The sequence below is a fragment of the Aeromonas sp. Y318-3 genome (assembly GCF_027706185.1).
Lineage (GTDB): Bacteria > Pseudomonadota > Gammaproteobacteria > Enterobacterales > Aeromonadaceae > Aeromonas > Aeromonas veronii.
The window spans coordinates 126,407-137,707 of sequence record NZ_JAPDCN010000008.1; the positions used below are offsets into that span (position 1 = coordinate 126,407).

Sequence of the window (11,301 nt, forward strand, 5' to 3'; positions counted from 1 at the left end):
TTTCACTTGCCTCGATAGAATTCTTGGATATAGTCGGGTGCTGTTGCCTTATAAATTGCCCTTTGGGGCCGTATTTTAACAAGATTTACTATTTAGCGGGGATAAAGGATTGCGCCACCTGATGCTACTGCTGGTCGCGCTCGGAATGGTGGGTTGTGCCTCGGCACCCCAACCCGAGGTCGCGAGCAAGATCGAAGTTTCCATGGTTGAACCTGTCATCGAACCGGAAGCTTCCCAGACACCCGATGTGAATGAAATCCTGACTGTATATAAAGAGTGGCGTGGTGTTCCGTACCGCATGGGTGGCAGCAGCCAGCGCGGTATCGACTGTTCCGCCTTTGCCCGTGAAGTGTTCCGCAATGCCGTCGGTATCGAATTACCCCGCGATACCCGCTCCCAAGTCCATGAAGGGACGCGCGTTTCCAAGCAGGATCTGGTCGAGGGTGACCTGGTCTTCTTCAAAATCAATCGTCGTCTCAACCACGTTGGCATCTATGTCGGCAATGGCGAATTCATCCACGCCTCGACTCGAGCCGGTGTGACGCGCTCCAAGCTGGATAGCCAATACTGGCGCAACAAGTTCTGGCAAGCTCGCCGGATCGATATCTGAGTCAGGCTGGACAAACGGCTCGCAGTACGGACTGTTTTTCCAACCTCACTTGAACCGGGCTCGATAGCCCGGTTTTTTATTGCCCTCGTTTAGACTTTCCCGAGTCAAATCACTATAGTGTGGGCCCGTTTTCTTCGGCAGGCTCAGCATGAAACCCCGCATCCCATCAGCCGGTGGCCCCAAGTCGGGCGACCGTAAATCCGGACTTCACTCCCGTAATCGCCATCAGGCGGGTTACGACTTTGAGGCGCTCTGCCTGCGAACTCCCGAGTTGGCTGCCCACGTCTTTATCAATGACTACGGCACCCGCACCATCGATTTTGCCGATCCCGATGCAGTGAAGACCCTCAATCGCGCCCTGCTGGCCCATCACTACGGGATTGCCCACTGGGACTTGCCTGCCGGTTACCTCTGCCCACCCATCCCGGGACGGGTGGACTACCTGCACTGGGCGGCCGACCTGTTGGCCGAGAGCGCAGGCCAGCTCCCTACCGGCAAGGGGGTGAGGGTGCTGGATATCGGGGTGGGGGCAAACTGCATCTATCCGCTGCTCGGCTGCCGCGAATATGGCTGGCGTTTTGTGGGATCGGATATCGATCCGGTCTCGGTCAAGGCGGCCACCCTGCTGGCCAAGAGCAACGGACTCGGCAACCAGATTGAGTGTCGTCTGCAGGGCAACCCCAACCATGTGTTTCGCGGCATCATAGGGCCGAAGGAGCGCTTCGCCCTGACGCTGTGCAATCCGCCGTTCCATGCATCGCTGGAAGAGGCGAGCAAGGGGACGGAGCGCAAGCTGCGCAATCTGGGCAAGGAGGTGACAGGCGCTCCTGTGCTCAACTTCGGCGGCCAGAAGGCCGAGCTCTGGTGCGAAGGGGGCGAGGCGGCGTTTCTGGCCAACATGATTGCCCAGAGCAAGGAGTTTGCCACTCAGTGCCTCTGGTTCAGCTCGCTGGTGTCGAAAAAGGAGAACCTGCCGGGGGCGAAAAAGGCGTTGAGCCGGGTGGGGGCGCGTCAGGTACGGGTGATCGACATGGCACAGGGCAACAAGGTGAGCCGGATCCTCGCCTGGTCCTTTCTGGATGAGGAGGGATTGCGTAGCGGCTGGCCGAGCGCGCGCTGAGTCCCCACCACAAGGCCCGATGAGGGCCTTTTTTCATTATGAATCCCGCGAGTTTCCCCTGCCGGCGGCATCTTTGGTAATCGATTTCCTCATTGGCAGATCGTGCTGGTTTACATGGTATAAGTAGTTACTTCCGCCTTGGTACAGGTGTACGCCGAGATTTTTTTGCACTTACAGCTGAAACTTTAATAAAATAGGACTGGTTAGACCTCTTTACAGGCATTGAATCAAATAGGGATCGGTAGATGAAAGTTGTCGATTTTCTGAAGCGCAAGCGCGAAATTCTGGCGCAGCACCCCTTTGAGCTCAAGGATTGGCTCTCTCCGGCGATCCGCGACTACTGGCGTGAGTTTCAGCAAAAGGCACATCTTCACCCTTTGCTGGGGCGTGTGCTGGACTTGCAAGCCGAGTCCCAGAGCGAGCTGCAACAGGATGCAGCAACCGTGGCACAAGTAGCCAACGGTCAGCCTGCCGTGGCTCAGGAACCCGCTGTTGAGCTGGGGGCCGAGGCGGCCGAGCTCTATGCTGCCCTGCAGGCTCGCATTGGTGAAGAGACCCATGTCGGCGAGTGGCTGCACGTCAGCCAGCAGATGATCGATCAGTTTGCTGCCGTGACCGGGGATCACCAGTGGATCCACACCGATCCGGAGCGTGCGGCCGCCGAGTCGCCTTTCAAGACCACCATCGCCCACGGATTCCTGACCCTGGCGCTGCTGCCGCAGTTGACCGGCTCGGTCGATGAGGCCACCCCCGAGTTCCCGACCGCCCGCATGGTGGTGAACTTCGGGCTGGATCAGGTACGTTTCCCGTACCCCATCAAGGTGGACAGCAACATCCGCGCCCGCACCAAGCTGGCCCGGGTCACCCCCATCAAGGGCGGATTGGAGTTGCTCAAAGAGATCAAGGTTGAGATCGAAGGGATCCGCCGCCCGGGTTGCGTCATCGAGTCGGTGACCCGCATCTACTTCTGAGCCCCCTCATCGGCATGAATGGTGAAACGGGCCCGCGGTCGTGTGCAACGAACAGCGGGCCCGTTTTTTTGCCTGTTTGTTGCAAGGGTTGAGGCGTCAGCCATAGTGCGCCGACCCCAGCTTGATATGACTCACAAAACGGTGCGTCGTGCAGTTAGCCAGCTCTCATTTTGGCGAGTTGGCCGCGTGAGGCGATAGCATGTTATGCCACTATTGGCTTCTTACTCCCGATCCTGGAGACAATAGTGCCCATCAATAACAAGATTATTCTGCCACTGCTGCTGAGCCTCACCATCCTGCTGATCCCGACCCAGTGGATCCCGCTGGAGGGGATCACCGTCATCGAGCAGCGGGTCGTGGCCATTTTCGTGCTGGCCGCCCTCTGCTGGATCCTGGAGCCCATTCCTATCTTTGCTACCTCGGTGCTGATCATCGTGCTGGAGCTGCTGCTGCTCTCCGACAAGGGGCTCTGGTTCATGACTGCCGACAAGGCTGAACCGGGGTTTGGTGAGCTGCTCAAGTCCACCGAGGTGATGGCGACCTTTGCCTCGCCGGTTATCATGCTGTTTCTCGGTGGTTTTTTCCTCGCTATTGCGGCGACCAAGTACCATCTGGACGTCAATCTGGCGCGGGTGCTGCTGCGCCCGTTCGGTCAGGATCCCCGGATCGTCATGCTGGGGCTGATGTTGATCACCGCCACCTTCTCCATGTTTATGAGCAATACCGCCACCACCGCCATGATGCTGGCTATCCTTACCCCGGTGCTGGCGGCGTTTCCCGACAAGGACCCGGCCAAAATCGGCTTTGTGCTGGCCATTCCGCTGGCGGCCAACCTCGGCGGGATCGGCACTCCCATCGGCACTCCGCCCAACGCAGTGGCCCTCAAATACCTGACCGGCGAGCATGCCATCTCGTTCGGTCAGTGGATGGGATTTGCGGTGCCCTTTGTGGTATTGCTGTTGCTGCTTGGCTGGTTCCTGCTGGGGCGCTTCTTCCCGAGCACCCTCAAGCGGATGGATCTCAAGATTGAGGGGCGCTTTATGCAGACCCCTCGCGCCTGGGTGGTCTACCTCACCTTTATCACCACCATAGTGCTCTGGCTACTGGGGGATCTGCACGGCATGAGCTCCTACGTGGTCGCCATGATCCCGGTAGCTGTGTTCCTGACCACCGGCATCATCACTAAGGACGATCTGCACAAGATCTCCCTCGACGTGCTCTGGCTGGTCTCGGGCGGTATCGCGCTGGGGCTGGCGCTGGAGGACTCCGGGTTGGCCGAGCGGCTCATCACCCATATTCCGTTCCACGAATACTCCACGCTGGCGGTGCTGGTCGGCGCCTGTCTGCTGGCAGTGGTGATGGCCAACTTTATGTCCAATACCGCAACCGCCAATCTGCTGCTGCCACTGGTGGCGGCACTGGCGGTCAGCATGCCGGAGCTGGCCGAGTGGGGCGGCAGTCATACCCTGATCCTGGCGGTTACCATCTCGGTCTCGCTCGGGATGTCTCTGCCCATCAGTACCCCGCCCAATGCGCTGGCCCACGCCACCGGTCTGGTGGAGAGTCACCAGATGGTGCGCATCGGCGTCATCATGGGATTGGTCGGCACATTGCTGGCGATGGTGTGGATCTACCAGATTGCCGCTTGGGGGCTGATCTAGCGAGCCTGTTCGCCTAAAGCAAAGAGGAGCCGATTTGGCTCCTCTTTGCGTGTTGGGGATCCGAGGCTAGAAACTGGCGCCAAGGCTGAGCAGGTGTCTTAATTCGCTCTCCCGGGGTTCTGGGCTGCCTGTGTCGACAAGGATGTCAGCATCTTCCCAATCCAGCTCACTCGACCAGGAGAGGCGTAGATGGTCGTTGAAGTAGTAGCGCAATCCTATGCTGCCTTTCAGATCCTGATTACGGGTGAAATAGGGGGAGGCTTGTGCCAGATATTTCAGATAGCGCCCCTGGCTGAACAGCTCCATTTTCTCCTGCCAGAGGGAGAAAGGTTGGCGATAATCCCAGTTAAAACCGGCGAAGGGGTAGTCAATGACCCGTTCACCCAGAAAAATCTTGGGAACCTCGCTATCTTCACGGAAGTAGAGTCGGCTTAATCCCCCTTGGGCCATCAGCTCCAGTCGGCGGCGTTTATCGTTCCAGAAGCGATAGCCAGGCCCCGAGCCATAGTCCATGTAGAGATAGCGATCTTTATCCAGCATGTCATATTCGGCATCGAGTGAGGTGCGCAAGAACCACTGCTGGTTGAAGAAGTAGTCCAGCGTAGGGTTGAGCTGATAATCATGGCTGTCGGTGACGTTGTCAGCGGTCTCATAGGTATATTCACCGGAGAAGCTGTAACGCCAGTCCAGATTGGCCAGCTCGCTTTTCCACTTGAGGTTGACGTTGTTGGTCTGCTTGTCATTCTGTTTGAGTTTGACATTGAGATCGCCGCTGCCGGTCCAGAGCCAGGCGTTGCGTTCATCCTTGTCATCCTCGAACAGCTTGAGCCCACCCTTTGCCGTTGCCTTGGGTTTGTCCTCTTTATCAATGCGCCAGCGTTTGATGGCCTCCCGCTTGACGGTCACCGCGCCGCTGTAGGGCAGGGCGATGCGCACCGACTGTTCGGTCACCTCCTCGATGTTACCGGTCAGACGATCGCCATTGTTCATCCAGAGAATGTCCTTGGCCCACAAGGAGTGACAGGCCAACAGGAATAGGAGGGGCAGGAATTTCATGAGGTAAGGTGACTCCGGTGCGACTCGGGCGCTGGTGACTTAGCCACTGACAAGTTGGCTGCTGATGGGGCGGGGCAGGCCATTTTTGCTCTCCAGCGCAGCCGTCACCTCATCCTGCATCACGTCAGGTGCGCTGATAAAGCTCTCTATGGCCGGAGATAGCACCAGCGGGGCGCCATTTTCAAGCTCTTCTTCGGTGCGGGAGAGCGGGGAGTGTACCTCCAGCCAGCGCCGACCATCCGGTTCGATGGCGACCTTGACCGGTTGATTGATGACCCGCACCGGCGTGCCGATCGGCACAATCTTGAACAGGGCCTCGATATCGTCAGGTCGCAGCCGGATGCAGCCTGCACTTACCCGCAGGCCAACGCCAAAATCCTTGTTGGTGCCGTGGATCAGGTAGTCGCGCTTGCCATAGCCAAGGCGCATGGCGAACTTGCCAAGGGGATTCTCCGGGCCGGGGGGCACTACGGCGGGCAGGGTGATCCCTTTTTGCTCCAGCCAGGATTTGCGCACCATGGGGCCGGGCACCCAGGTCGGGTTGGGATTCTTCTCGATGACCGTCGTGGTCATCTCGGGTGTTTCGCGGCCGATATCGCCAATCCCGATGGGCAGCACGATGACCTCGCTCTTCTCTTTGGGGAAGTAGTAGAGGCGCAGTTCGGGCAGATTGATGACGATCCCCTCGCGAGGCACATCAGGCAGCAGCATCTGGGTGGGCAGCGTCAAACGGGTGCCCGGCTTGGGTAAATAGGGGTCTACACCCGGATTTGCCTCAAGCAGTGCCAAAAATCCAATTTGCGTATTTTTGCCAACCAGCTCCAGATGTTCATTCTGCTGGATAATGTAATCCTCCAGCTCACCGATGAGGCGACTCCCAGCAGGTGGCAGCGGGTAGCGTTTGGCCTCTGCCGGCGCCGCGCAGAGCAGGATCGCTGCCAGCAGCATGGAAAGGGCGGGCGTTAAGGGTAGGGGCTTGAGTTTCGGCAATCGCATAAGAAGATCCATCAGTTCAATCGGGGCGGAACATCATCAATACAGCCGCCAGGATGGCGCGATTGTTCCTCAATCAGCCCATGATTACCAGCTTGCCGCGCACCCGCAATGATGTGGGGATACATAGGAAACCGGCCAAAATCGGCATCACCCATAAATTTGAGCGCCAAGCAGGAAAAATAGACGCCTGATGGCAATGGGGGAATATCACGACGTGGATAATGGCCGGGTGTGCGAGAGGGTTAATGTCGGGTGGATGCAGGGCTATACAAGGTGGCCTCGCAACGCGAACAGCACGCGCCGCATTGTGATCCTGCTCCCAGATAGCTGATTCAGCCATTTGATATCTAAGAAATTTTTATTGCATCCTCGGCCCAGCTTGGGTAAAACTCTCTCCCCACGGAGAGATGCCGGAGTGGCCGAACGGGATTGACTCGAAATCAATTGTGGCAGCAATGCCACCCAGGGTTCGAATCCCTGTCTCTCCGCCACATACCAAGCCCAACCTGTTTAGCAGGTTGGGCTTTTTCTTTTGGTGATGTGTTGAGGGACTATCCGGCCGCCTGTGTATCTGTGGTTATCGATCCGGATGAATGCTGTTAGATGCTCGCCGTGCCTGCCAGGAGTGCAGGCGCTGCTGCGCCCCGATGATGAAGACAAAAAAGACCGGTACGAAGAAGATGGCCAGCAGGGTGCCGCTGATCATGCCGCCAAACACGCCGGTGCCGATGGCGTGCTGGGTCTCCGCGCTGGTGCCACTGGCGAGCATCAGCGGCACCACCCCGAGGGTGAAGGCCAGCGACGTCATCAGAATGGGGCGCAGGCGCAGGCGGGCAGCAGTGACAGCCGCATCAAGCAGTGAGCGCCCTTCGCTGCGCAACTGGCGCGCAAACTCCACGATGAGGATGGCATTCTTGGCCGACAGACCGATGATGGTGATCATGCCCACCTTGAAGAAGACGTCGTTGGGCATGCCGCGCAGCATCACGGCCGCGACAGCACCGAGCAGGCCCAGCGGCACCACCAGCATCACCGAGAGCGGGATCGACCAGCTTTCATAGAGTGCTGCCAGAACCAGGAAGACCACCAGTGCCGACAACAGCATCAGCAGGGGGGCCTGCTCGGCCGACTGGCGCTCTTGCAACGACTGTCCCGTCCAGGCCAATGCGAAGCCTGGCGGCAATTGCGCCACCAGACGCTCCATCTCCGCCATCGCCGCTCCGCTGGAGATGCCGGGCGCTGCCCCCCCGGCAATACGCACGGCAGGGAAGCCATCGAAGCGCATCATCTGTTGCGGCGATTCGCGCCATTCCGGTGTCACCACCTCCCGCAGGGGGACCATGCCGCCGCTGGCATTGCGTACCCGCAGGCCGAGCACGTCATCGAGCTGCATGCGCGCCGACGCGTCTGCCTGCAGAATGACCTGCTGCATGTGCCCGCCGTTGGGGAAGTCGTTGACGTAGAGCGACCCCATTGCGGCCGACAGGGTACTGCTTACGCTGGCGAACGAGAGTCCCATGGCTTCGGCCTTCTGTCGGTTGATCTCGAGGTGAATGCTCTCGCCGGGAGGCAGATTGTCGGGATACACATCACTGACTACCTGGCTGTTGGCGGCCAGTTCCAGCAGTTGGGCCTGAGCGGCCAGCAGCGCGGCTTCCCCCCGATTGGCCCTGTCTTGCAGGAACAGGGTGAAGCCGGAGGCGGTGCCTAGCTCGTCGATGGCGGGCGGCAGCAGGCTCATTACCGTGCCTTCAGGAATATTTGCCATGGCTGCTTGTGCCAGATCTGCCTCTTCGGCTGCCGTGGCACCATGACGCTGATCCCAATCTTTGAGCATGGTGAAGGCCATGGCGGCATTGGGGCCTGCACCGGAGAAGCTGAAGCCCTGCACCACCAGGTTGGTGTCCAGCGCCTCGCGAGAGGCGACGTGAGCCTCGAAGGCCTTGACCACCTCAAGAGTACGCTCGCTGGTGGCGCCGGTTGGCAACTGGATGGAGGTCATGAAGTAGCCCTGATCCTCGTCTGGCAGGAAAGAGGAGGGCAGCTGGGCGGCGGCGATGGCTAGCACGGCGCAGAGGGCGGCAAAGGTTGCCATCATCCGTCCGCTGCGCCCGACCAGCCGGGTTACCCGCGCACCGTAGCCTGCCGTGAACCGCTCGAAACCCCGGTTGAAGGCACCGAAGAAGCCGCGCTTCTCATGATGATCCGGACTGACCGGACGCAGCAAGGTGGCGCAGAGCGCAGGCGTCAGGGTCAGGGCGAGGAAGGCCGAAATGAGGATCGACACCGCCATCGACAGGGTGAACTGCTGGTAGATGACTCCCACCGAGCCGCTGCCAAACGCCATGGGGAGAAACACCGCCGTGAGCACAAGGGTGATGCCGATCACCGCCCCGGTGATCTCCTTCATGGCTTGCGACGTCGCCTCCCGGGGCGAGAGCCCCCGGGTGGCCATCAGGCGCTCGACGTTCTCCACCACCACGATGGCGTCGTCGACGATGATGCCGATGGCCAGCACCATGCCGAACATGGTGAGGGAGTTGATCGAAAAACCGGCCAGCAGCATCACCGCGAAGGTGCCAAGCAGAGCGATGGGGGCGACGATGGCCGGGATCAGGGTGTAGCGCAGGTTCTGCAGGAAGAGAAACATCACCATAAACACCAGCACCATGGCTTCCAGCAGGGTGTGGATCACCTTTTCTATGGAGACCTTGACGAAGGGGGCCGAGTCAAACGGGATCGAATAGGCCATGCCCGCTGGCAGGGTGGGAGCGAGCTGGGCTAGACGGGTGCGCACCGCATCGGCGGTACGCACGGCGTTGGCGCCGGGGGAGAGCTGGATGGCGGCGCTGGTGGCGGCTACCCCGTTCTCGCGGTTGGAAAAGGCGTAGGATTGCGCCCCCAGCTCGACCCGGGCGACATCACCCAGCACCAGCTTGGCGCCATCACCACCGGCTCGCAGCACGATGGCGGCGAATGCCTCGGGGGTCGTCAGCTGCCCCTGAACCGTGAGGGGAACCGTCAGGCGCTGCCCCGGCAGGGAGGGTTCGTCACCGAGGCGCCCCGGGGCAATCTGGATATTCTGCTGCTCGATGGCCTGCGCCACCTCGCCGATGGTCAGCCCGTAGGCGGCGAGTTTGGCCGGATCTACCCAGATGCGCATGGCCTGCTCGGCGCCGAACAGCTGCACTCGTCCTACCCCGTCGATGCGGCGCAGCTCCTGCACAATATTGCGTGCCATGTAGTCGTTGAGGGCAACCTCATCGAAGCGGCCATCCGGTGAGGTCATGCCGACCATCATCAGAAAACTGGATGAGGCGGACTCCACCTGCAGGCCGGTTTGCCGCACCGCTTGTGGCAAGCGAGGTTCGACCGCCTTGATGCGGTTTTGCACGTCCATCTGGGCCAGCTCCGGATCGGTGCCCGGCTTGAAGGTGGCAGTGATCTGCGCGCTGCCCGAGGCGTCCGCAGAGGACTCGAAGTAGAGCAGGTTCTTCACTCCCGACAGCTCGCGCTCGATAAGGCTCACCACCGCATCGTTCAGGGTCTGCGGCGTGGCGCCCGGATAGGTGGCATAGAGGGTCACCGACACCGGCGCCACCGAGGGATAGCGGGAGATGGGGAGCTTGGGGATGGCGATGACCCCTGCCAGCACGATGAACAGGGCGATCACCCAGGCAAACACCGGGCGATGGATAAAAAACTGCGGCATGGATAACTCTCCGATTCAGCGAATGCCACCGTCAGCCGGTTGGCTGACGGCGGGTGGTTGCCAGGGGGAAGCTGTGACCTGAACCCCCGGTGTCAGACGGTCGATCCCTTCGATCACCACCTGTTGCCCGGCACTGAGCCCGGACGCGATGCGGTACTGGTTATTCACCAGTTCAGCGGTATTGACCGGAACCAGCTGTGCCAGCCCCTGGCCATCCACCACCCACACGCTGGTCTGACCCGAGGTGTGAACTACCGCCTGCTGGGGCACGGTCAGGGCGTTGGCATAGCGGGCACGGGGGATGCGCGCCTGCACATAGAGGCCGGGCAACAGGCGCCGCTCAGGGTTATCCACCAGCACCCGCAGCAACACGTCGCCGGTTCCGGCATCGACCTCGATACCGGAGAAGAGGATGTGCCCCTGCATGCCCAGCGGTGTGCCATTGCTGCCGAGGATCTCCACCGCCAGTTCCGGTGCCGTTGAGCCAGCTTGCTGGCGCAGGGATTCCAGCACCGAGGCCGGTTGGTGCACATCAACGTAGACCTGATCAATCTGCTGGATCCTGGCCATGGGTATGGCATCGGTGGGCGACACCAGGGCCCCTTCACTCACCAGCGCCTGATCGATGCGCCCGGCGATGGGGGCCTCCACGCTGGCAAATTGCAGGTTCAGCTGGTGCCGGGCCAGAGTCGCCCTGGCCTGGGCTACATCGGCGGCCGCCTGATCCCGCTGGGAGACCGCATCGTCATAGGTCTGGCGGCTGATGGCGTCGGTGCGCAGCAGCGACTTCAGGCGGTCAATCTGGATGCGGGCGCGGGCCAGCACGGCCTCGGCCCGTTGCAATGCGGCGGCGGCGCTGTCGACATCGGCCTTGAAGGGGGCCGGGTTTATCTGGAACAGCACAGTGCCTGCGCTGATCTCGGCGCCTTGCTCGAACAGGCGGCGCTGTACGATGCCGCTGATCTGGGCGCGAATGTCGGCGCTGCGCAGTGCCGCCACCCGGGCGGGCAGATCCTCGCTGATGACCAGCTCCCGACCAGTCAGAGTCAGCACCGACACCTGAGGAAGGGCGGGTGCCTCCTGCTCTTGTGGCGCGACATCGCACCCCGCCAACCCGAATGCGGCAATGACGGCGAGCAGGGCGCCCGCATACCGCTGTTTGACAAACATCATCC

At 60.6% G+C, this 11,301-nt stretch carries 8 protein-coding genes and 1 tRNA gene; 5 read left to right on the top strand and 4 right to left on the bottom strand.

Going from position 1 to position 11,301, the window contains the following annotated elements; all coding sequences use genetic code 11:
* The first annotated feature begins 121 nt into the window (after positions 1 to 121).
* The 4 genes from OKB77_RS12945 to OKB77_RS12960 all read left to right on the top strand — a co-directional run bounded on the left by OKB77_RS12945 (position 122) and on the right by OKB77_RS12960 (position 4,362).
* Positions 122 to 610, top strand: a complete 489-nt coding sequence (locus OKB77_RS12945; RefSeq protein WP_005334331.1) for a C40 family peptidase — start codon at positions 122 to 124, stop codon at positions 608 to 610.
* 148 nt (positions 611 to 758) lie between these two features.
* Positions 759 to 1,730, top strand: a complete 972-nt coding sequence (gene rlmF / locus OKB77_RS12950) for a 23S rRNA (adenine(1618)-N(6))-methyltransferase RlmF (protein WP_247823116.1) — start codon at positions 759 to 761, stop codon at positions 1,728 to 1,730.
* A 245-nt stretch (positions 1,731 to 1,975) separates the two neighbouring features.
* Positions 1,976 to 2,701 (top strand): MaoC family dehydratase, encoded by a 726-nt coding sequence (locus OKB77_RS12955; protein WP_270656043.1) that lies wholly within the window; start codon positions 1,976 to 1,978, stop codon positions 2,699 to 2,701.
* A 245-nt stretch (positions 2,702 to 2,946) separates the two neighbouring features.
* Complete coding sequence (locus OKB77_RS12960; RefSeq protein ID WP_144712418.1) at positions 2,947 to 4,362, top strand: SLC13 family permease; 1,416 nt, start codon at positions 2,947 to 2,949, stop codon at positions 4,360 to 4,362.
* A gap of 66 nt (positions 4,363 to 4,428) precedes the next feature.
* On the opposite strand, the gene OKB77_RS12965 is transcribed toward OKB77_RS12960, so the two are convergent.
* Both OKB77_RS12965 and OKB77_RS12970 read right to left on the bottom strand, forming a co-directional pair.
* The gene (locus OKB77_RS12965) at positions 4,429 to 5,418 is read right to left on the bottom strand and encodes a DUF481 domain-containing protein (protein ID WP_270817792.1); all 990 of its coding nucleotides are present in this window, start codon (positions 5,416 to 5,418) and stop codon (positions 4,429 to 4,431) included.
* Positions 5,419 to 5,457: 39 nt separating this feature from the next.
* Positions 5,458 to 6,366 (bottom strand): L,D-transpeptidase family protein, encoded by a 909-nt coding sequence (locus OKB77_RS12970; RefSeq protein WP_234781340.1) that lies wholly within the window; start codon positions 6,364 to 6,366, stop codon positions 5,458 to 5,460.
* A 449-nt stretch (positions 6,367 to 6,815) separates the two neighbouring features.
* Between OKB77_RS12970 and OKB77_RS12975 the strand changes: the two genes are divergently transcribed.
* Positions 6,816 to 6,905 (top strand) — tRNA-Ser (locus tag OKB77_RS12975).
* Between the two features lie 86 nt (positions 6,906 to 6,991).
* On the opposite strand, the gene OKB77_RS12980 is transcribed toward OKB77_RS12975, so the two are convergent.
* Complete coding sequence (locus OKB77_RS12980; RefSeq protein ID WP_270817793.1) at positions 6,992 to 10,126, bottom strand: multidrug efflux RND transporter permease subunit; 3,135 nt, start codon at positions 10,124 to 10,126, stop codon at positions 6,992 to 6,994.
* A 15-nt stretch (positions 10,127 to 10,141) separates the two neighbouring features.
* Positions 10,142 to 11,299 (bottom strand): efflux RND transporter periplasmic adaptor subunit, encoded by a 1,158-nt coding sequence (locus OKB77_RS12985; protein WP_270817794.1) that lies wholly within the window; start codon positions 11,297 to 11,299, stop codon positions 10,142 to 10,144.
* Between the last annotated feature and the right edge of the window lie 2 nt (positions 11,300 to 11,301).